The organism is Nocardioides sp. JS614 (genome assembly GCF_000015265.1).
GTDB lineage: Bacteria > Actinomycetota > Actinomycetes > Propionibacteriales > Nocardioidaceae > Nocardioides.
The window spans coordinates 637516-659316 of sequence record NC_008699.1 but is presented as its reverse complement, the minus strand read 5'-3'; the positions used below and the strand labels follow the sequence as shown (position 1 = coordinate 659316).

13 protein-coding genes and 4 pseudogenes are annotated in these 21801 nt (G+C 64.6%); 11 read left to right on the top strand and 6 right to left on the bottom strand.

What is annotated here, in order from left to right:
- Positions 1 to 184: 184 nt before the first annotated feature.
- On the bottom strand, positions 185 to 1108 hold the full coding sequence (locus NOCA_RS04555; RefSeq protein ID WP_011754101.1) for a LysR family transcriptional regulator: 924 nt from the start codon (positions 1106 to 1108) through the stop codon (positions 185 to 187).
- 69 nt (positions 1109 to 1177) lie between these two features.
- Here NOCA_RS04555 and NOCA_RS04550 point away from each other — a divergent pair, with 69 nt between their 5' ends.
- Together NOCA_RS04550 and NOCA_RS04545 are read left to right on the top strand one after the other, a co-directional pair.
- The gene (locus tag NOCA_RS04550; protein WP_011754100.1) at positions 1178 to 2218 is read left to right on the top strand and encodes an EamA family transporter; all 1041 of its coding nucleotides are present in this window, start codon (positions 1178 to 1180) and stop codon (positions 2216 to 2218) included.
- Positions 2215 to 4386 carry an oxidoreductase gene (locus tag NOCA_RS04545; RefSeq protein ID WP_011754099.1) on the top strand — a complete coding sequence of 724 codons (2172 nt, stop codon included), beginning with the start codon at positions 2215 to 2217 and terminating at the stop codon, positions 4384 to 4386. Before NOCA_RS04550 ends, NOCA_RS04545 begins: the two co-directional genes overlap by 4 nt.
- Positions 4387 to 4945: 559 nt before the next feature.
- Here NOCA_RS04545 and NOCA_RS26960 read toward each other — a convergent pair.
- The 4 genes and pseudogenes from NOCA_RS26960 to NOCA_RS04530 form a co-directional block, all read right to left on the bottom strand.
- Positions 4946 to 5217 (bottom strand): annotated as a pseudogene (locus NOCA_RS26960) (IS3-like element ISTesp3 family transposase); the annotation flags it as partial.
- 583 nt (positions 5218 to 5800) lie between these two features.
- A pseudogene (locus NOCA_RS04540) lies at positions 5801 to 7029 on the bottom strand (IS256 family transposase).
- A gap of 629 nt (positions 7030 to 7658) precedes the next feature.
- On the bottom strand, positions 7659 to 8009 hold the full coding sequence (locus NOCA_RS04535; protein WP_011754097.1) for a cupin domain-containing protein: 351 nt from the start codon (positions 8007 to 8009) through the stop codon (positions 7659 to 7661).
- 93 nt (positions 8010 to 8102) lie between these two features.
- Complete coding sequence (locus NOCA_RS04530) at positions 8103 to 9173, bottom strand: alpha/beta hydrolase family protein (protein ID WP_140404161.1); 1071 nt, start codon at positions 9171 to 9173, stop codon at positions 8103 to 8105.
- 230 nt (positions 9174 to 9403) lie between these two features.
- Here NOCA_RS04530 and NOCA_RS04525 point away from each other — a divergent pair, with 230 nt between their 5' ends.
- From NOCA_RS04525 to NOCA_RS04485, 9 genes and pseudogenes are all read left to right on the top strand, one after another.
- Complete coding sequence (locus NOCA_RS04525) at positions 9404 to 11776, top strand: xanthine dehydrogenase family protein molybdopterin-binding subunit (RefSeq protein ID WP_011754095.1); 2373 nt, start codon at positions 9404 to 9406, stop codon at positions 11774 to 11776.
- A 173-nt stretch (positions 11777 to 11949) separates the two neighbouring features.
- Positions 11950 to 13554 carry a sugar ABC transporter ATP-binding protein gene (locus NOCA_RS04520; protein WP_011754094.1) on the top strand — a complete coding sequence of 535 codons (1605 nt, stop codon included), beginning with the start codon at positions 11950 to 11952 and terminating at the stop codon, positions 13552 to 13554.
- Positions 13551 to 14627, top strand: coding sequence for an ABC transporter permease (locus NOCA_RS04515; protein WP_011754093.1), 1077 nt, complete (start codon positions 13551 to 13553; stop codon positions 14625 to 14627). The genes NOCA_RS04520 and NOCA_RS04515 overlap by 4 nt, the downstream gene beginning before the upstream one ends.
- 2 nt (positions 14628 to 14629) lie before the next feature.
- A complete protein-coding gene (locus tag NOCA_RS04510) occupies positions 14630 to 15373 on the top strand; it encodes a DsbA family oxidoreductase (RefSeq protein WP_011754092.1) in 744 nt (247 codons plus the stop codon).
- 70 nt (positions 15374 to 15443) lie between these two features.
- Positions 15444 to 16694, top strand: a complete 1251-nt coding sequence (locus NOCA_RS04505; protein ID WP_011754091.1) for a PucR family transcriptional regulator — start codon at positions 15444 to 15446, stop codon at positions 16692 to 16694.
- 181 nt (positions 16695 to 16875) lie between these two features.
- Positions 16876 to 17763 (top strand): FAD binding domain-containing protein, encoded by an 888-nt coding sequence (locus NOCA_RS26380; RefSeq protein WP_011754090.1) that lies wholly within the window; start codon positions 16876 to 16878, stop codon positions 17761 to 17763.
- Positions 17760 to 18254, top strand: a complete 495-nt coding sequence (locus NOCA_RS04495; protein ID WP_011754089.1) for a (2Fe-2S)-binding protein — start codon at positions 17760 to 17762, stop codon at positions 18252 to 18254. The genes NOCA_RS26380 and NOCA_RS04495 overlap by 4 nt, the downstream gene beginning before the upstream one ends.
- Positions 18255 to 18450: 196 nt before the next feature.
- Positions 18451 to 18946: pseudogene (locus NOCA_RS28605) on the top strand (IS30 family transposase); the annotation flags it as partial.
- Between the two features lie 726 nt (positions 18947 to 19672).
- Entirely contained in the window at positions 19673 to 20848 is a 1176-nt protein-coding gene (locus NOCA_RS04485; RefSeq protein ID WP_011754088.1) for a sugar ABC transporter substrate-binding protein, read from the top strand.
- Between the two features lie 226 nt (positions 20849 to 21074).
- Here the strand turns inward: NOCA_RS04485 and NOCA_RS04480 are convergent.
- Positions 21075 to 21569 (bottom strand): annotated as a pseudogene (locus tag NOCA_RS04480) (IS3 family transposase); the annotation flags it as partial.
- Positions 21570 to 21801 lie beyond the last annotated feature (232 nt).

Here is a 21801-nt window from a genome sequence, read left to right as displayed (position 1 = left end):
CTGCAACACGACGGAAGGCCGAGCCACTGAACAAAACGCGCCATTGACTGCGAGCGCTTGTCACATGACACAAGAGCGCCCCCAGCAACCCACCTGGAGGATCTCTCCGCGCCTGGCAACTGCTCCGGGCCCTCTGCCTCGTGTCGCGGACAAGTCGGTGATCTCGAATCGAACGAAAGATGAGTCAGGTCGGATCGGATCCGCGGATCGCTGGTAAAGCGGAACGATGCACGTCGTGCCCGGTTCCCGGGCTTGCCTCGTCCGCTAGAATGTCGAGAAATGCACGGGTCGCCGGGCTGGGATTGAAGTCGCTCCAAGCGAGGTACTCGACGCGGCCAGGGCCGTCAGTAACTGAGACGATGGCCAGCTCGGGCATGGGGTTTACGGACATCGATGGCAGCAATGCCACCGCAAGCCCATGCCTGACGAGATCCAGCATCAGGTCGGCGGAAACGACCTCGTATGCGACGTCTCGTCGGATCTCTGCGGAGGCAAAGGCATAATCTCCTTGGGCGCGGCCCGGTGAACCGTAGGGAAAGTCCGCGAACGCTTCGTCGGACAGGTCCGCTAGGCCGACCTCGGCGCGCCCCGCGAGATGGTGGTCGACCGGTAGGACCGCAACATGGCGATCGCTGGCCAATGCGCGGAAGCTCACGCCGACGGGCTTCTGGTTCTCGGGGAGGCCCAGAAATGCAACATCGAGATTCCCTGCGACAACCTGTTCTGCCAGCCAGTCACTTGCGCCGACCCGCAACTCGATGCGAACCGCAAGGTACTTCTCCCGGACCCGCCGTAGGACATCGGGCAGGTCGACGGCTGCCACGTTTGGGATCACGCCGATGGTGAGCCGACCCCGCACTTGCCCTACGGCCGCAGCAGCTTCGGCTGCGGCCCGGTCGGCAGCCTCAAGACACTGACGCGCTGGTGGGATGAACGCCTGGCCAGCCGCGGTCAGCTCGACACGGCGACTGGTGCGGGCGAACAGCGCTACGCCGAGCTCGCGCTCAAGGTTGGCGATGCGCTGGCTGAGTGCTGACTGGACGACGAAGCACTGCTCCGCGGCCCTGGTGAAGTTCCGGGCGTCGGCGACTGCCAGGACGTACCGCATCTGTTGAAGATCCACCCATCAATCATGAGGAACGATCGGTTCCATCGCAACCCTGCGTTGGACTGATTGATGACCAGGGCCAAGACTCGCAGAGTGAGTGCAATTGCCGAAGACCCTGTCACCCCCGCGGGGGTGACGCGCGTCACCGTAGGGGACGCACTACGTGTCAGCCACCAACTGGCGTTGACCGCCGCCACAGCAATCGCGCCGATGGTCTGGGGGACGACATACTCCGTCACAACCGAACTGTTGCCTGCGAACCGCCCACTGTTCGCAGCGCTGATGCGCTCCCTCCCGATAGGGCTGCTGGCGATACTCCTGACCCGAGTCCTGCCCAGGCGAGACTGGTGGTGGAAGGCAGCTGTACTCGGCATGCTCAACATCGGGTCCTTCTTTCCGTTGTTGTTCATCGCAGCGGAACGACTGCCGGGCGGGGTCGCCGCGACCCTGGGAGCCGCTCAGCCTCTGTTCGTGACTGGGCTTGCGGTCGTGATGCTCGGCGAGCGACTGTCACTCTTGCGGCTTGCCTGGGGTGTCGTCGGCCTGGTGGGTGTGGGTCTCGTCGTCCTCGGGCCGGATGTCGGGTTCGACCCGTTCGGGATCCTCGCGGGGCTAGTCGGCGCATGCGCCATGGGGGTCGGGATGACGCTCACGAAGCGATGGGGACGGCCGGCCGGGATCAGTCCAATCAGCTTCGCCGCATGGCAACTGGCCGTAGGTGGGCTTGCCCTGCTGCCCGCCACGCTTCTCGTCGAAGGTCTGCCCTCGCATGTGGGCATCTCAAGTGCAGCGGGGTATTTGTGGCTCGGCGCGATCGGCGGCCTACTCGCCTACGCATTGTGGTTTAGAGGTATCGGCCGCCTGCCGGTGACCTCTGCCGCCCTACTCGGCCTGGTGTCACCGCTCGTGGCAGCGCTCATGGGGATGCTTCTGGGAGAGCGCCTCAACTCGATTCAGGTCTTCGGGTTCGTGCTCGCTCTCATCGCTGTCGTCGGCGGTTCAGCTCGAGTCAGGCCGATTCAGACCGACCGTATCCAGCAGAAGGCGACACTGAACTTGGTCCAACCTGACAAAGTGCCCGCAGAGAATCCGGCTAGGTTCCGACCATGACCATCGACCCGCGCCATGCGCCGCTGTTCGAACCGATCCAGGTCGGCCCCAAGATGTTCCGCAATCGGTTCTACGTTTCCCCCCATTGCTCCGGTCTGGGTGTTGATTACCCCGGAGCTCAGGCCTATCTCCGGGGCATGCGCGCCGAGGGCGGCTGGGCCGCGGTCAACACCGAGTACTGCGCGGTCGACGCGGAAAGCGACGATGCGCCTTGGGTCCAAGCCCGGCTCATAGACCACCGCGACGAGGCCAACCTCCGGCTCATGGTCGAGCGCGTCCACGAGTTCGGGGCATTGGCCGGCGTTCAGCTCGTCTACATGGGCCCCGATCACACTGGTTTTGTGACGCGGCTTCCGGCAGGTGGGCCCTCGCAGGTCACCAGCGCGTTGTCTGGTCACTCGTGCTACGAGATGAACAAGAGCGACATCCGCCGAATTCAGAAGGCATACGTCGACGCTGCCATCCGGGCCCGCAACATCGGGTTCGATCTAGTCCAGGTTTCCGCTCGGGCAAGTTTCTCGCTCCCCCTGCAGTTCCTCTGGCGCCACTGGAACCACCGCACCGACGAGTACGGCGGGTCCATCGAAAACCGCACCAGGTTCTGGCGCGAGACGATCGAGCAGGTTCGTGAGGCCGTTGGCGACGACTGCGCCATCGTGGCGGGCTTCTGCCTTGACTCGTTCACCGATGAGTCCGATCGGGCCTTCAGGGTTAACGAGGACGGCGTCGCGGTAGTCGAACTCCTGGATGACATGGTCGACCTTTGGGACATGCAGGTCGGATCCATGACCGACGACGCGAGCTCGTCGCGGTTCTTCGAACCGTTCTGGCAGCGCGAATACATCGAACAGGTCCGGCCGTACGCCAAGAAGCCCATCGCAGCTGTGGGTCGGTTCACCGACCCGGAACTGATGGCACGAGTAGTGAGGGACGGGGTCATCGACATCATCGCGGCAGCGCGTCCCGCAATTGCTGATCCCTTCATCCCGACGAAGATCCGGGAGGGACGTGGCGAAGACATTCGTGAGTGCATCGGCTGCAACATCTGCGTCTCCCGTTTCAACAACGGGGGTGGTCGGATCGTGTGCACTCAGAACGCGACCGTGGGCGAGGAGTATCGGCGGGGCTGGCATCCGGAGAAGTTCAATGCTTCGCCTCGTGCTGAGGAGCCCATTCTGATTGTCGGCGCTGGCCCAGCCGGGCTGGAGTGTGCTCGGGTGCTGGGAGAACGTGGATTCCACAACGTTCATCTTGTCGACAAGGACGCGGAGGTCGGCGGCCACGTCAACTGGGTGTCCCAGTTGCCGGGGCTACGCACTTGGCGGCGTGTCGTCGAATACCGCGAGGCACAGCTGTCGAAGCTCAACAACGTCACCGTGCTGACCAACCAGCCCATGGATGTCGAGGCCATCCTAGACTACGGAGCCCAGACCGTTGTGGTCGCCACCGGAGCCGAATGGGACGCCACCGGGAACAACCCGATCACCCACGCTCCGATTGACGGTGCCAAGGACCACCGACAGATGGTGTTTACGCCCGAGTCCATCATGATCGAGCAACGACAAGGCCTCGGCGACAGGGTGGTCGTGTATGACTGCGACGGCTACTACATGGGCTCCAGCATCGCCGAGAGGCTGGCGGCACAAGGCAAGAAGGTCACGCTCGTCTGCCCGGGTGACCAGGTCGGCTCGTACCTGTTCTACACCGACGAGGGCGAGCGAATGGTGCACAGTCTGCTTGAACTCGGCGTCGAAGTTGTGCCGAGTCATGTGGTGACGTCGATCAGGCCCGGCTTGGTGACAGGCCACCACAGTTACCACTCCGGCCTGACAGCCACCTGGCCGGCAAGCAGCATCGTGCTCGTAACCCAGCGTCGTTCCCGCAGCGGGCTGTACGATGAACTCACAGGCCAGGCCGAAGTTCTCCGTGAGAACGGCATCGAGGTCTTTCGCATTGGCGACTGTGTAGAGCCACGAGTTATCGCCGAAGCAGTCTTTGACGGTCACCGGCTGGCCCGCGAGATCGATGCGCCGGACCCGGCCACCCCGCTGCCCTTCATTCGGGAGCAGCGAATCCTTGGATGGCGCGAGGAGGACTACGACGGCGAGCTCGTTCACCGACTCCCCCTGGCGCCAACATCGAAGACCAGCGCCCCTGCCACGCCATGAGCGCCGAAACCAGCTCCCAAAGGATGGCTGAGATGGTCGACATCCATGTCAACGGCTGACCATTACGAGACCCTCTTCGACCCAGTCGTCATCGGGCCCAAGACGCTTCGCAACCGGTTCTACAAGGGCTCCACCGCACCGCGTTCGGGACCTTCCGGCCGACCACCTGGGCCGCTTACCGGGCGGCTCGCGCGGAGGGCGGGTGGGCGGCCGTGTCCACGAAGTTCCCTAGTGTCGGCCCCAGCGGTGAGTGAGTGGCCGTGGTACTCGAGCGATCTTTGGGACGAGGAAGACGCCTGTCGCCATAAGTTGATGGTGGACTCCGACCACGCTCTTGGCGCTCTCGCCGGCATTGAGCTGCATCACGGCGGCGCTCAGGCGCTACGCCGGCTCTCACGTGAACCTGCGCTCTCCGCCTCGGGCCCATCATCGGAACGACGCCCCGTGGTACCCACCGGGGACCCCGACAGTCATGACCCTGGACGACATCGGGCGCGTCCAGCGTGCCTTCGTGAGCGGCCGCGGTGCGCGCTCGCGACGTGGGCTACGACATCGTGGACGCCTCGAGCCGGGCGACCTTCTGCGCCGGCGTCTCGTTCGCGGGTGCCGAACGAGGTCGTCGTTGTGGTCGTGGACTGCAGGGGGCTGGAGGTCAACGTCCCGTCGGCAGCGGTCTTCTTCCCGGTCCCGTACACCTCGAGCCAGTGGCGCAGCGTGCCGCGCACGATGCCAGGGGTCATCGGCGATGCCGCGGACCGTGGCCCCGGCGTGGACTAGTATCAAGTCGACGGCCTGACGACGGAGCTCCTCGGAGGAGTTCTTCCTGGCCATGGTTCTTCGATCATCCGCTTCCCAGCACCTGCTGGATTCAGCGTGTCCAAGAACCCGGGGGTCGGGCCCCGCGAGGGGCTAACCCCGGACGCAGGATCTGACCCCGCGGCGCCGTTGTCCCAGAGCCGACGTGCAGCGCCAATGTTTCCGCAACTGCACCGGCCAGCCCGCGCCCGTGATCGCGAGTCGCCGCGGCCGGTCGGTTGACTGGGAGGAGGTACCGGACTTTCTCAACCGTGCAAGGCGGGATGTAGTAGGCCAAGGCGCTGCGGGTGGGCGGCACGCGGGTCACGGTCGCGACTGCCGTTGAGCAGCGCGTTTGCCGCCGGGTACGCGCCTCCCGAGCGCATTCCCCTGGACGCTAAGACCAAGCCCTGGAAACCGGGTGCCGCAGCTCTTCGACGCAAGCGACCGATGTCGTCCCAATCGACAGTGCCTTTGCTCCAAGGTCATCACACGTCGGCATGGCCATCTGCTGCGAGATTGTTCGAAGAGTTTCGGAGCTACTACTCCGAGTGGTCTTTGCTCCTCTCGCCTGGCAGAGCCCCGCGGGGTGGTGGGCTTTGAGGTTGATCCTCGGTGCCTATTCGCTGCTGTCGATTGCGGCGATGAGTCCAGTATCGCTGTCGGGGTAGAGCAGCGCCATGGATGCTTCTGAGAGGTAGCGGCGGTCGCCGGCTTGCCACTCGTCGTGCATGTCGGCCAGGACGGCTCCGACGAGCCGGATCACGGCGGCGGGGGTGGGGAAGATCCCGACCACCCGGGAGCGTCGCTTGATCTCCTTGTTGACCGCTCCAGCGGGTTGGTCGACCAGATCTTCTGCCAGTGCGCCCGCGGGAAGACGGTGAACGCGGTGACCTCGGCCTTCGCCTCGTCCATCAGCGGCCCGATCTTCGGGAACGACTTCGCGAGCTGGTCGCGGACCTCGTCCCAGGCGTGGCTGACCGCGGCGGCGTCGGGTTGGGCGAAGATCGTGCGGAACACCGCGGCCACCATGTCGCCGTGGGACTTGGGGACGTGGGCGAGCAGGTTGCGGGCGAAGTGGACCCGGCACCGCTGGTGCCCGGCACCTTGGAAGGACCGCCTGAGCGCCTTGACGAGCCCGGCGTGCTGGTCGCTGATCACGAGCTGCACGCCGTGGAGTCCGCGCTGCTTCAGCGCGGTCAGGAAGCCACGCCAGAACGTCTCGTCCTCGCTGTCCCCGACGTCGAGCCCGAGGACCTCCCGGGAGCCGTCTGCGGCGATCCCGGTGGCCACCACGACCGCCATCGAGGTCACCTGACCGGTGGTGTTGCGGACGTTGAGGTAGGTCGCGTCGAGGTAGACGTAGGGGAACTCGGTGTGGTCCAGGGCGCGGGTGCGGAACGCCCCGACCTGCTCATCGAGCCCGGCGCAGATCCGGGACACCTCGGACTTGGAGATCCCGGCATCGACGCCCATCGCCTCAACCAGATCGTCGACCGAGCGTGTGCTGACACCGTGGACGTAGGCCTCCATCACCACCGCGTACAGCGCCTGGTCGATGCGGCGGCGGGGCTCGAGGATGACCGGGAAGAACGAGCCCTTGCGGAGCTTGGGGATCCGCAGCTCGACATCCCCGGCCTTCGTGGTCAGCACCCGGGGCCGGTGCCCGTTGCGTTCGCTCACCCGGGCATCGGTGCGCTCATAGGGCGCCGCGCCGATCCGCTCGGAGGCCTCGAGCTCGATCAGGTCCTGCAACGCGACCCGGACCGATTCACAGATCAGGTCCACGCCATCACCGGCACGGAACGCCTCGAGCAACTCGGACAGGGCAGACTGGGACAAGGCCATCGGTGGTTCTCCTTCAGTGCGTGACTTGGTCGTTTCACACCGAAGATCCCGCCGATGGCCGCCCACTTCACGCCGACCCGCCCGACCTCAAACCCCACCACTCCACGGGACGCTCCTTCTCGCCTGGCCGCCAGCGACGCCTAAGCCCTCGTGCTCGAACGGTGCGTTCGAGCTTTACGTGCACAAGCGACTACATGTAGTAGTAGCTCGATAGCGTTATGGCGCCATAGTTGTCGCGAGCCGTATCGGTCGGCCGATTGACGATCGCCACGCGCTCCGATCGCCACGCGCTCCGCTCGCGAGGCGTCACGCTCAGTGTCGCGAGCCGCCTTGCCAGCGAGCGGTTTCCGCCTCGGTCAGAGAGCGGATCGATCGCCTCCGGCAGCGTTCGAATTCGTGGCGCCCGCGGGATGCAACCCAGGGGAAGCCACGTCGTCCGGGACGAATGCGACCCGGTCGTCCCAGTCTTGGCGGAGCCGAGCTGGGAAGGACGGTCGGTGGTGCTCGGTACGAGATGCGCCGCCTTCGGCGTGAGCTGGTCGCGGTGATGGACGTGGCCGGCCGCAAATGGGCTCCGCCCCGATCATCTGTGATGACCGGGGCGGCGAGCGCGGCTCATGCGCACGATGTCAGTCGGCCAGCACCCAGACCTCGCGGAACTTGGTGTGGAAGGTCCACGTGGAGATGTGGCCGGCTGGCAGGAACGCCTGCATCCCCGCCCTGAGATCGACGCGTGAGCCGTTCTCGAGTTCGATCGTGACCTCGCCCTCCAGGACATAGATGATCTCGTTGTATTCGAGCGTGTAGGTAGTCTTGGACGGCTCACACTCGAAGACCCCGGTCGCCCGGGCTCCGCTCTCGTAGTTCTCGAAGAGCGTGAAGCCCCGGCCCTTGGGGTCTCCTTCGTGAATGGTGACGCCGTCGGGCTGCCACGTCTCCAGCTCGACGGTCCCAGACTCGACGGCCTTGATCTCATCCATGAAGTTCCTACCGTTCTGCAGCTACTCGGCTGCTCTGAGGGGTGTGGTGTGGCCCGCGCGACGCGGCGGTCGCGAACGCCGCGCGGAGCCGGTTCAGGGGCGAAGCTGGTTCGCCAGCCAGTCCGCCATGCGAAGGCGCGGGGCGGGACCGAGGTTGTGGCAGCAGTGATCGCCCTCGGGCTCGAGATCAATCGTGATGTCCGCGTTGACCGCGTACTCCTGCAACAGATCCAGCTCGGTGAGAGGAGTCTCGTCCTTGGCCCCGTGCATCACGTACGTGGGTACCTTCAGTCCAGCCAGCACGGGGCGTACGTCGATGGCTTCCTTCACCCGCTCCTGCGCAGTGGGCAGATCGGGCGACTTCGTTACGTACTGCCAGCTGAGCTTGGTCATGGGGTACTCGAAATCCCAGTCGTCCATCTGGACGAAACCACCCCAGGTGACGCATGCACGGAAGCGGTCGTCCATTGAGGCGGCACGCAGCGCATAATGTCCTCCCAGGCTGCGGCCCAGCACTCCGATCCGATCCTCGTCGATAGTGACCCCTAGGGTCTCGAGGTAGTCGACCACCCGTGAGGTGTAGCGGTGGTAGTCGCCGGCGAGTGCGACGTCCTCGAACATCTCACCCTGGCCGGGACCGTCGAACGTGAAGGTGGCGACGCCTCGCTCGAGTAGGAGGTTCTCGAACATGTAGCTCTCCTCCTTCGTGCTCTCGAGGCCGCCGAGCAGCACTGCGCACGGGACGGGCCCGTCGGCCCCCTTGGGCCGGCGCAGGTAGCCGATGATCACGGTGTCGTCGATAGGGAGGTCCACACGCTCAGCCGGGGGGTCGAGCAGTGGAGCGGCGCGGTGATAGAGCCCTGCCTTGCGGAGCTGGCCCTTCGGGCGGCGTTCGTCGAACCACAGGAACTGCGCGTACTGCGCGGCCATCGATCCGACCCAGAACCAGTAGCCGGCCGTGAGGTCGTTGCCGTCCTTCAGGGCGGTCTCACCCATGGCCTCGTACGCGTCCGCCTTCGCCATCCAGAAGTCGAACCATGACGTCTCAGCGTCCCGACGCTGTGCGGCCAGGAGGTCGGCAAACGGCAGACCGTCCATCAACAGGCGGCCCCAGTTCAGCATCTCTTCTTCGGCCGTCGGGACTTGTGGGGTCTCGGTCGTCATTTCTTCTCCATAGGTCGGGAGGCAGCATCTTCCCGACTGCGCAGCCGTCGGCCGTCTACATGTTCCGCGAATCCGAGGCATGTCTTTGGCGCCCACCTAGCAATGGGAAGGCATATGTACATGATCTGCCCATCGGGCGGATGCGCTTCTCCCGCCAGCGAGCAGCGGCAGCAACGGCGCCGCGACGACACTTCGTGTCTCGGTACATCGCACAGAAGTGAGGACGAGCAGTGAGTAGACCTGGCGCTTCCGGTGGTCTCGGCCCTTCAGCCAAGCGATACGTGGGACAGCCCGTGCGTCGCCGTGAGGACGCGCGGCTCCTGCGGGGAGATGCGCGTTTCGTGGACGATGTCGATATTCACGGGCAGCTGTACATGAGCGTGGTGCGTTCATCTGAGGCCCATGCGCGCATCGTCTCCGTGGAGCCCTCTGCGGCCCGACGGGCTCCCGGCGTCCGGCTAGTCATCACGGCTGATGACATCGATGCTGAAGTGCCGCTGGAACAGATCGGCTACCACGAGGTTTACCCGCAGATCGACGACTATCTGCACCCGGTCTTCGCCGGTGACCGTGTCCGGTACGTCGGGCAACCCGTCGCCGCCGTCATCGCTGACACGCCGTATCTGGCTGAAGACGCCGCCGGGCTGGTGGAGGTCACCTACGACCTCCTTCCGCCGGTGCTCGATCCTCAGTACGCCTTGACCGATGAGGCCGAACCACTCTTCGAGGGGCAGTCCAACGAGGCCGTTCGCATCGTGAAGGCGTACGGCGACGTCGCGGACGCCTTTAAGAAGGCAGCGCATGTCGTGAAGGGTCGCTACGTGGTCGGTCGTCATTCCGGGGTGCCGATGGAGACGAGAGGGTGCATCGCAGAGCCCGACCGCGGCCGCAAGCAACTCTTCATGTGGGGGCCGGTCCACACCCACGACTGTCAGCGCCTCATCGCGCAAGTACTCGAACTCCCGCTCGCGGATCTGCGCATGAAACACGTCGACATCGGAGGGAACTTCGGTGTGAAGGGCGGGGTCTTTCCGGAATACATCATGGTGGGCTGGGCGGCCATGCGTCTGGGACGTCCTGTCAAGTGGACCGAAGATCGCCTCGAGCACATGGTGGCAAACGCTCACGCTCGCGAACAGGTGCACGAAATGGCCGCGGCCTTCGACGCCGACGGGGTCCTGCTGGCTTTGAAGGACGAGATCTGGCACAACCACGGAGCGTTCATTCGGCAGGCCGAGCCTCTCGTCAGCGACATCACAGTCGGGATGGTCCCAGGCCCCTACCGAGTGCCGGCGTACGACGGGCTCCTTCACGTCGTGGTGTCCAACAAGACGCCGCTGTCCGCCTACCGTGCTCCAGGCAGGTACGAAGGGACCTTCGCTCGCGAGCGGCTCCTCGACCTCGCGGCCGAACAGATCGGCATTTCGCAGGTAGAGATTCGGCGCCGCAATCTGCTGACCGAAGCCGACCTTCCATTCGCGCCGGGCATGGACATCTGTTTCGAGCCCTACCACTTCGATTCGGGTGACGTCGTTGACCACTTGGACAAAGCGCTCGAGTCGGCGGGGTTCGACGATTGGGAGCGGGAGGCGGCAGAGCTCCGAGCGCAGGGCCGCTTAGTCGGCAACGGAATCGGCATGCTGATGGACAAGGCTGGCCTTGGGCTCTACGAGACGAGCGCCATCGACGTAGACGCCTCTGGACGGATCAGAGTTCGAACTGGGGCATCTTCCGTCGGACAGGGTATCGAAACAGTCCTGGCGCAGATCGTTGCCGATGAACTCCAAGTCGATCCAGAGCTCATCGACGTCGTTCACGGTGACACCGAGCTTGTGCCCGAGGGTGTCGGCTCCTGGTCGAGTCGCTCGACCGTTCTGGCCGGAGGAGCGGCGCGTCAGGCGGCCCTCGACACGCTAGCCAAGGCCAAGAGGCTCGCCAGCGAGATGCTGGAAGCAAATGTGGACGATCTGATCCTCGTCGATGGCCGCATCGTGGTGTCCGGGCTCGAGCAGCAGGGGTTGAGTCTCGCCGAGATCGCCGGACGGTGGGACGGATGGTCCGCGAGGTTGGCCAACGACGAGCCAGGCCTCGGCGCGCAGGCCGTCTACCTGGATGAGCACATGAACTATCCCTACGGGGTCACTCTCGTGCAGATCGAGATTGATCCCGCCACGGGAGGTCACACCTTGAGGCGTTTCCTTACCAGCACCGAGGCCGGACGAGCGATCAATCCAATGACCACCCGCGGCCAAGTGATCGGTGCGGCAGCGCAAGGCATCGGAGGTGCCCTCTACGAGGAGTTCCTGTACGACGAATCCGGTCAACCGTTGGCCACGTCCTTCATGGACTACCTTCTGCCGACTTCGCTGGACGTGCCAGATGTCGACTTCTTCATGACGGAGGACGCGCCTACACCCAACAACCCGTTCGGGGCCAAGGGCTTGGGGGAGGTCGGCCTCATCGCTGTGGGCGCGGCCATCGCGGGCGCCATAGACGATGCCTTTGGCGAAGGTGTGCGCACGATCAAGGTGCCCGTCCCGCCCGAGACGCTCTGGCGGAGGTCGCATTCGATCGCGTTCAGTGATGAACCCGAGTCGATGTGAGTCGCAACACCCGGAAGACGTCAAACGGTGGTCTCGCATTGTCCGGAACCGAATAGCCCAACTCGTTCCCCAGGATCCACAGTTGCGTGTCTTTTCGCCGGGAGGGTCGGGACGGTACCGATAGCCGGACCAAGCAGCGGCCCGTGTGCAGAGCAGCCACCCCAGGAGTACCAATGAACGAACACACCACCACGGAGCACACCCAGGCGGAGCAGGCGAGGAAGGTTGCGCTCGCCGTCCTGGACGTCAGCAAGACCTACGGCGCCACTCGCGCTCTCGATCGGGTTTCGCTGAAGGTCACGACTGGTGCCATCCATGGTCTGATGGGTGGCAACGGGTCTGGGAAGTCCACCTTGATCAAGATGTTGGCGGGTGTCGTCACGCCTGACGAGGGCAAGCTGGCGCTGAATGGCGACTGGATCGACGCGCGGTCCCACACGCCCTCGCGGGCGAAGGCATCCGGACTTCACTTCGTCCACCAGCAGAACTCGACCTTCCCGGACCTCTCGGTCGCTGAGAACTTGGCGCTCGGTCGCGGCTTCGAGTCGACGGCCGTCAAGTCAATCAACTGGAGGGCACAGAAGGCACGGGCCAGGCAAGTGCTCGACCGGTTCGAGATCGACGTCGCCGCCGACGCCCATCTGGTCCGCCTATCCCCTGCAGCACAGATGATGGTGGCGATCGCCCGGGCGCTCCAGGATCAAGATGACACCGCCGAACGTGGCGTGCTGGTTCTGGACGAGCCGACGGCCAGTCTGCCGAAGCATGAGGTCGACGTGCTCCTCACGGCCTTGCGGAAGTACGCCGCCGACGGCCAGACGATCATCTATGTCTCACATCGGCTCGAAGAGGTCACCGCCATCACCAACGAGGTGACGGTACTCCGCAACGGCAGCGTCGCGTCACGCCTCACCGGTGCAGCCATCAGCCACGACACACTCGTGGCCGGCATCACCGGCTCGGCGTCTGCGCAGCCCGCGCTGCGCCCGCGGCGTGGCAACGACGTGGTGGCGAGCGGTGTTCCCCTCTCCCAGGTAGCGGGTTCCCGGGAGACGGCGCTTACGCTGCGTCGTCGAACTGCGACCGGTCTAAAGAAGGAGATGTTGCTGGTCCGGGCCGGCGAGATCGTGGGCATCGCAGGCCTACTCGGGTCGGGGCGCTCGCGCATGTTGAAGCAGATCTTCGGGGCCGCGCATAGGGACGACTTCGAGGTCGCGGTCCGGTCGGGCACGGTGCCATCGTCCGACATGCGGACCTCAATGAAGAGGGGCTTGGCTCTTGTCCCCGAGAACCGTTTGCGCGAAGCGGCACTGCCGGAGCTCAGCATTGCTGAGAATCTGTCGATCACGTCGCTCAGCGAACATGCGCGCGCGGGTTGGATCCGCCCTTCGAGAGAGCGGAAGGCGGCCAAGCGACTGATCCAGGAGTTCGGAGTCCGTGCGCCGAGCACCACTGCGCCGTTGACATCCCTTTCAGGCGGCAATCAGCAGAAGGTCATCCTGGCGAGATGGCTGCAACGTCGTCCAGACGTTCTGCTGTTGGACGAGCCGACGCAGGGCGTCGACATCGGGGCTCGCAACGAGATCCACGAACTGGTGCGCGCCGCAGCGTCGGCCGGTACGGCCGTGCTGGTGGTCTCCTCGGACTTCGGGGAGCTGGCGGCACTGGCTCAACGCGCCGTGGTCATCAGCGGCGGCGAGATCGTCGACAGCGTCGACGGGCCTCTGACTGAGGACATCCTTAACGACATCGTGTACGCACAGGAGAAGGCATTATGAGTCACACGCAAGACACCACCGACGCGCCCGTCGCGTCACCGGACGCCGAGACGTTGCCGGCTCCTACAGGCGTCGCCGAAGCGGAGCAGAAGCGCAAGGCTGCGCGAGCCCGCACTGGCAAGGCACGCTTCGTGGACTTCCTTGAGGCCTATGCTCTCCTGGTCCTCCTGGTCGTGATTGCCCTGTTCTTCTGCTTCTGGCCGGAGACGTCATCCACGTTTCCCACCGTAGCCAACATGCGCATCCTGCTTGCCAGCCAGGCTGTCATTGGCGTGATCTCGCTCGGACTGCTGCTCCCGCTCCTCTGCCAAGAGTTCGACCTCTCCGTCGGCAACATCGCGGGCCTCGCCGCCATCGTGGTGGCGGCATACGTCTCATCCGAAGGCAATGTGCTGGCTGCGGTAGTCCTCGCGCTGACCATCGGGCTTGCGATCGGTGCGGTCAACGCTCTGATCGTCACCCGGCTGCATGTCAACGGAGTCATTGCGACCTTGGGTATGTCCACGATCCTGGGGGGCATCGTCCTCCAGCGCACCGGCGGCCTCGCGCCTGCGAGCGACATCCCCCAGTCTCTCACCAACTTCGGAACGGGACTCGTGGCCGGCGTTCCGATCATCTTCATCACCCTCCTCGTGATCGCGGGTATCACCTACTTCGTGCTCAATCACACTTCTCTGGGTCGCCAGATCTACGCTGTGGGCTCCAACATGGAAGCTGCGAAGCTTGTTGGCCTCCGCACTGATGGTCTCCGCGCGGTGACGTTCGCCGCCGGGGGGCTTCTCTGCGGATTGGGTGGTCTCCTGTATGTCTCCCGCGCGGGCGGTGCCTCGCCCAACGTCGGAATGACCTTCACGCTGCCGGCATTCGCAGCGGCGTTCTTGAGTGCCGCGTCGGTTCGTCCAGGGCGTTTCAACGTCTGGGGCACGATCATCGCTGTCTACTTCCTCGCCGTACTGAACAATGGGCTGAGCCTGGCCGGGGTTGATCCCTACGTGAACGACTATGTGAACGGTGGCGCTCTTATCGCCGGGGTCGCGTTGGCCACCGTGCTGTATCGCCGACGGACGACCTGATCGTGACGACCGGAATCGACCACGGTGCCGAGCATCCTGGCGACCCCTTCCAGAACCCAGCGCTGGTCAACACCACGGATGGCGTCATCACCGTCTGGTCCGACATCGGTTGTCCGTGGGCGAGTCTTGCCCTGCAGACTCTGCGTTCCCGAGTGCTGCAGCGAGACGTTGACGTTGCCATCGACCACCGCGCCTTTCCGCTGGAGCTCTTCAACAAGCGCGGCACGCCGAAGGGCATCATCGATGTCGAGGTGACTGCCATCGCCGGACTGGTGCCGGCTCTCGGTTGGCAGCCTTGGACTGCTCCCGATTGGCAATACGTGGTCTCCACCGTGCCAGCCATGGCCGCCGTTCAGGCTGCGAAGGCGCTCAGCGTCGGTGGCCTACGCGCCAGTGACGAACTAGACCATGCTCTACGTCAGGCGTTTTACATCCACGGCCGGTCGATCAGTGTGCACTCCGAGATCCTTGCGGCTGCTGCAGGGTGTCCTTCGCTGTACTTGCCCGCTCTCGAATCGGCTCTTGAGCAGGGGAAGGGTTACGCGGAGGTATTCACGCACTGGCACACCGCGGCGGCGCTGCCGGTGCAAGGCAGTCCTCACATCTTCGTCAAGGACCGCTACGCTGAACACAACCCCGGGGTGCAATACCACTGGACGGCGCGCCCGGGAGAGGGATTTCCGCGCTTCGATCGGTACGACGAATCCTGGGCGGACTTGGTGGTAGACGCTGTCGTGGCCCCGTGAGCCGGAGCGTGCTCGGAGGACATTCTCGGCGAGCTGAGACCTCGATCGTGAACGTGCCTAGGATCGATCCATGACGATCGAGTCCGACCTGCAGGTCGTGGCGAACGCGGTCCGGGCGCGGATCCCTGAACTCGTCTCGGCGATCGAACGGACTTCCGCACAAGAGGTTCCTGAGATCTACGAGAAGGACGACCCGGTATACAAGGAAGCCGAACGCTCCAGTGTCCTGTCTGCACTCACGAGCATCGTCGAGGGCTTGGCCGGTGGACGCCGGCCACCCGACCGTCCTTCCGATGCTGCACTCCAGGAAGCTCGGATTGCGGCCCAGGCTGGCATCGATCTGCACTCTTTGTTGCGCACGTATCGGGTGGGTCAGTCGATCTTGTGGGACGCGATCCTGGAGGAGACCTTGCATGTGGTCGACTCGGACGAGCGGCGCATGGCCGTCCTAAAGCAGGCCTCGGACTACCAGTACGGGTGGAACAACAAGGTGATGGAGTCCGTCATCGCCGCCTATCAAGCCGAACACAATGCCTACTTCTTCAGGAGTCAGGACCGGAAGCGACGTGCGGTCGTCAGTGACATCCTGCGAGGGATACCGGCCGACGTTCAGCAACTCGGTTACAGCCTGCGTGCGGAGCACCTGGCTGTCGTCGCATGGGGACGCTCGCCTGAGGCCAACATTCGGGCGCTAGCCGTCAGTTTGGACGCGAGGCACCTGACCGTGAGCGGCACCTCTGGGACGTACCTGGGCTGGTTAGGCTCGTCATCGTTGAAGCGAGTACTAGTCGAGCGGCCGGAGGCTGCCCGGGCGATGCGCGAGACCCATCTTGCTCTGGGCGAGGTGGCGCACGGGATCGATGGCTTCCGGTTGAGTCACCGTCAGGCGTGGCAGGCATACCGAGTAGGCAAGCTACGAGCCGCGGGCCTCGTTAACTACGCCGATGTCGCACTAGAGGCACTGATGCTCAAGGACCGTCAAGCCGTCCAAGACTTTGTGTCGCGTGAGCTAGGTCCCCTGCATGACGAGGAAGATCCGCGTGGTGAGTTGTTGAAGTCCACCTTGCGGGCCTATTTCAGGTCCGGACAGAATGCGGCCTCTACGGCACAGGCCATTCACGTCCACGAGCGTACGGTGGCTTACCGCCTGCGCTCGATCGAGTCCCGACTCGGGGTGACCATCGGCGCTCGTCGGGACGAGCTGGCCGCGGCACTTCGCCTCGCTGACCTCCTAGGCCAGGTCTCAAGTGCGGACCTCCGCGATCTTGATGCGCAGGCGGACGCCGGCTTGGGCCCCGACCCCGAGGCTGCCGCTCAGTAAGCCGCCCCACCATCTGCCCTTGTCAGGTGCCGAACAAGCAGGCGTTGACCTTGCCTGACTGCGTAATGGGCATGGTGCCTCGCTGGGACCAGACTGGTGTGATAGTCGAAACAGATCAGGCGCCGTAATTGGAACGCGCAACTGCGTCGGGACCGGCCGACGTTCCACGAGAGGGATGCCCGTGAAGCCACCGCCTTTCGAGTACGTGGTCGCCACATCAGTGGACCACGCGATCGAACTTGTCTGCTCCGATGAGGACGCGAAGTTCATCGCCGGCGGGCAGAGCCTCATCCCGCTGCTCAGCTTGCGGTTTGCGAGTCCCACGCTGTTGGTAGATGTCTCCCGACTCACCGAGCTTCGCGACGTGCGTCGAGTAGGTGAGGTGCTGCGTATCGGAGCGCTGACTCGGCACGCAGAGATCCAAAGGCTGACCATATTCAGACAGGACGCTCCGCTACTCTCAACGGCTGCAGGCTGGGTCGCCCACTCACAGGTGCGCAATCGAGGGACGTTCGGTGGAGCGATTGCCCACAGTGACAGCGCTGCCGAGTTCCCGGCGGTGCTCCTCGCGACTGGAGCCACCATCGTCGCCCGATCTCGCGACGGGGAACGACGCATCCCGTGCCAAGATTTCTTCGGCTCCCACTTTCAGACTGCCCTCAACCATGGCGAACTCCTGACAGGTGTCGAGGTCCCTGCACACGATGCTTCCACCAAGTGGGGATTCTCGGAGTTCGCGCGCCGTAAAGGTGACTACGCCATCGGCGGGGCAGCAGTCAGTGTCCGCCTCGACGAACAGGGACGCTGCACACGGGTGCGCGCGGGTCTGATTGCGGCGGGCCCTGGACCCACCTCGGCCAAGGGCCTCGATGAGGTTCTGGTCGACCGAATAGTCGACGAGTCGGCCGTGTCCGATGCGGTTGCCCGCGCAGAGAGGTATCTCAGTCCGGAAAGCAACGTTCACGGGACGAAGGAGTATCGGCGCGCTGTCGTCGCGGAGTCACTACGTCGAGCTCTGCGCCAAGCGTTCGATCTGGACCGCGCCGGAACCGAGAGGAAATCCGCATGAAGACTCGTGTGACCGTAAACGGTGAAGGTTATGAGCGTGACGTCGAGCCACGCATGCTTCTATCGGACTTCTTGCGGCACGAGCTGGGACTGACCGGCACCAACGTCGGTTGTGAGCACGGGGTGTGCGGCAGCTGCACCGTGCTTCTGGATGGCGAGCCCGTGCGGTCCTGCACCATGCTTGCGGTGCAATGCGACAGCCGGCGACTGACCACCGTCGAAGGCCTTGCCTGCGACGAAAAGCTGCACGGGCTCCAAGATGCATTCTCCGCTTGCCACGGCCTCCAATGCGGCTTCTGCACGCCTGGGATGCTGATGACCCTGCTGCCGATTTACAACGAGGCGCGTCGACTCAACGACGACGAAATCCGCGAGGCAATCTCCGGCAATCTGTGTCGCTGCACTGGGTACCAGCAGATCGTGGAGGCAGCCCGGAAGGCGCTCGGCGAGGCCGCCGACATGGCCGACCCCTGCGTCGAATCTCGAGCATGATCGGGCACCGTGACTGGTTGCGGTCCCGGTTGTGCGTGAGTCACAAGTGCGAGCCAAACACTTCGACTCCTTCCGCTCTGGGCGATGTCCATCGGTCTAAGCAACGGTGACCTGATCGGAGTGCAGCGATGCTGAGAGTGAGCGGCGGGCACGCGAGCCGCATGGGCCGGTCTATGGTCGCTGAAAGTCGCTGCAGCGCGAGGCGTTCACCATCGGCCAGCGGCCTGCCGAACTTGCCGACCGTGCTGCTGTCCCTGGCCACTGGGAAGGCGACCTAATCCTCGGCACGTGCAACGCCTCGGCGGTCGGCACCCTGGTCGAGCGGTCGACCCCCCGTTCGTGATCCTGCGCCACCTGCCCGGGCGCCACGACGCCGACGCGGCGTCGAGGCGATGATCCGCGAGATGAGCCGCCTGCCGGTCGACCTGCGACAGTCCCCGACCTGTGATCGCGGATCCGAGCTGGCCCATTACAGCGACGTCGAGGCCCGGACCGAGATGCCGGTCTCCTTCTGCGACCTGGCAGCGCGGCACGAGCGAGAACACCAACCGGGCACCGACTTGTCGATCCACCCCGCCGACGACCTCGCCCGGATCGCCGCCATCCTCAACCGTCGACACTGGCCTACCCTCGACCTACGGACACCAGACCGAGCGCTGGCGGAGCTGCTCGCCAAGCCGGCAGCAGCATGACCGTTGCTGCGACGGATTGACCGGGCCGTGCATCCGGGTCGGAGGAGGCCAGAGGTTGTCGTGTTCGAGGAGCCAGCGCGGACACACTCTCAGCGTTGGGTCGTTGGCCCCGAGCTCGCGGTGTCGACTGTACGAGCACGGAGCACCCTTCCCGATACCATGGGGCGAAGATGGTCCTCGACACACTGAGCCAACCGCGGGGGGCCGCACGACCGCCGGCGAGTCGCACCGAGGTCCCCGAACTCCCTTGGAGCATCCACTCCAGTCCGGGCTTGCCCCGGCCCGACCGTCACCGGGCATGCACTCGGCCCGTCTAGCCCGCGTCGTGCACGATCATCGTCTGCTCCAAAGCCACGGGGATCTGCGTTGGCAGGCTGACACCCTTCGTTTGACGGAAGGCGCACACCGCTAAGCCCATTTCGTCCGATTCCGGCAACTATCCCGTGGCGCCGAATTTGAGGATGGCTCCACTCAACGGTTGGCAACATCAAACGGGCTCACGAGGCCCTGCCACACAGAGCCGGAGGTCCCGCGAACGCTGCAGCGGCCCCCGCACAGAAGGTCGCATGCGGGACGAGTAGTCGCTCATCGATGGGCCCAACCACGCCACGGCGACTTTCCGCTCGCAGCCGTTCTTCACCGACGGCGGCCAGCACTCGAAGCGGGCGGTCGCGCAACTCCAGACGGGTCCCCACCCGTGCCTTGTATGCACTCGAAAGAGGAACGATGCGTTCGACATTCAATAGGCCTGCCCGCCGGCTGGCCGGCGTCTCAGTGGCGCTCGCAGTCATCGCCGCAGGAGCGGCTTGCAGCACCGAGTCTGGTGAGCAGACAATCGGTAGCGGTGGCGGTGACGAGATCGCGCAGAACGCCGCAGAGGCTCTGGACTCCAACTTTTACGGACAGGGTAGCTATACCGAGCCGCCCGCAGAGGGCCCCGAGGCTCAGCGCGGAGCCCGTATCGCAGTCGTCAACTCCGGTGTTCAGTCTCCAACCGGCACCAAGCAGGTCGAGGCCGCCCGTGAGGTGGCCGGACTGCTTGGATGGGACCTCTCAGTCTATGACGGCAAGTACGAGCCAGCTGAATACCAAGAGGGCATCCGTCAGGCGATCTCGCAGAAGGCAGACGTCATCTGGCTCTATTCAATCGACTGTCCGCTGGCCGAAACCGCCCTGGCCGAGGCCAAGAGGGCCGGTATCCCAGTGGTTTCCCAGGAAGCCGCAGACTGCACAGATGTCGACCCTGAGGCTGAGTCCTACTTCGCTGACACGCTCGCCTTCAGCCAAGGCACCTTCATCGACTGGGCGAGGGCCATGGGTGAATCGCAGGCGACATGGCTACTGGCGCAGCTGGGCGAGGACGCCGATGTGATCGAGGTCAGCGTGCCCGAGCTGGTTGTGACGAACGCAATTCACGAGGGGTTCACGGCCGCTATGGAAGAACAGTGCCCGGCGTGCAAGGTAACGGAGGTGAAAGCGCAGATCGCTGACTTCGGCCCTGCGCTGCAAGAGAAGATCGAGACCGCGCTGCTGCGTAACCCGAACGCCAACGGCATGGCACTTTCTTATGACGATCTAATGACTACAGGTGGCTCGGCCGCGGTGATGGCGTCGGGCCGAAATGATTCGCTGGCGGTCGTTGCGGGCAGTGGCTTCCCTGCCAATGTAAAACTTATCCGTGACGGCCAGGGCCAGGATGCCGGCTTCGCCTACGACATGGGGTACGAGACCTGGGCCGCGGCGGACATGATCAATCGCCTGCTGGCGGGCGAGGAGCAGGGTGAGTCGGGAGTCGGCATCGCCGTCTTCGATGCCGATAACGGATTGCCGCCGGCCGGTAAGGCGTGGTCGGTCGACATTGAGTACAAGCCCGTCTACAAGGCGATGTGGGGCGTTTCCTGAGCTTTGTCGAGCGGGGGGACGTCGTGCAGCGGCGTCTCCCCGCTCAGCATTTGTTGACCGAGCGGGCATACGCTTGCGCGCTTGCTTGCGTTGCGGGCGACGGAGTGGCGGGGGACAGACTGTCGGCGTCGGTCGTCGATAGCTCGGCACATCGACGTTCATTCCGATGGCCCAAACCGTGGTGGACCTCGGCTGGGTCTGCTGCACGGACGGGTGACAGTTTCGGTTAGGCCGCCTGGGTGGCGGCGGGCTTCATGATCAACTCGTATTCGACCGGGGTCAACCGCCCGAGAGCGGCTTGCCGTCGGCGGCGGTGATAGGTCCGTTCGATCCAGGTCACGATCGCGATCCGGAGCTCCTCGCGGGTGTTCCAGACGCGGCGGTCCAGCACGTTCTTCTGCAGCAGCGAGAAGAAGGACTCCATCGCCGCGTTGTCGCCGGCCGCGCCGACTCGGCCCATGGAGCCGACCATCTGGTGCCGGTTGAGTTGGTGGACCAGCTTCCTGGACCTGAACTGCGACCCACGGTCGGTGTGCAGCAGGCAGCCGGCCACATCCACGCCCTCAGCACCACGGCGGGCAACCGCGTTGTCGAGCGCGGCGACCGCGATCCGGGACTTCATCCGTGAGTCGATGGAGTAGCCGACGATCCGGTTGGAGTAGACGTCCTTGATCGCGCAGAGATACAGCTCGCCCTCGCGGGTCCAGTGCTCGGTGATGTCCTATGCCGACCTCTGAACTATGCCGACATTGTTGAAGGTCGTGCAGGTCAGTGACGTGGAGTGGCTATGGAAGGTCGGCATAGTCCCGGCGTCGTGATCACGCTTCAGACACACGAAGTGTCTGGAGGTGAGGTTCGTGACGAAGAGATCGGCGACGGCCCGGCCGTATCCGGTTCGGATCCAGCGGGTGCCGGTGGGCCCGCTGGCACCGACTGTGTTGGACGAATGTCGG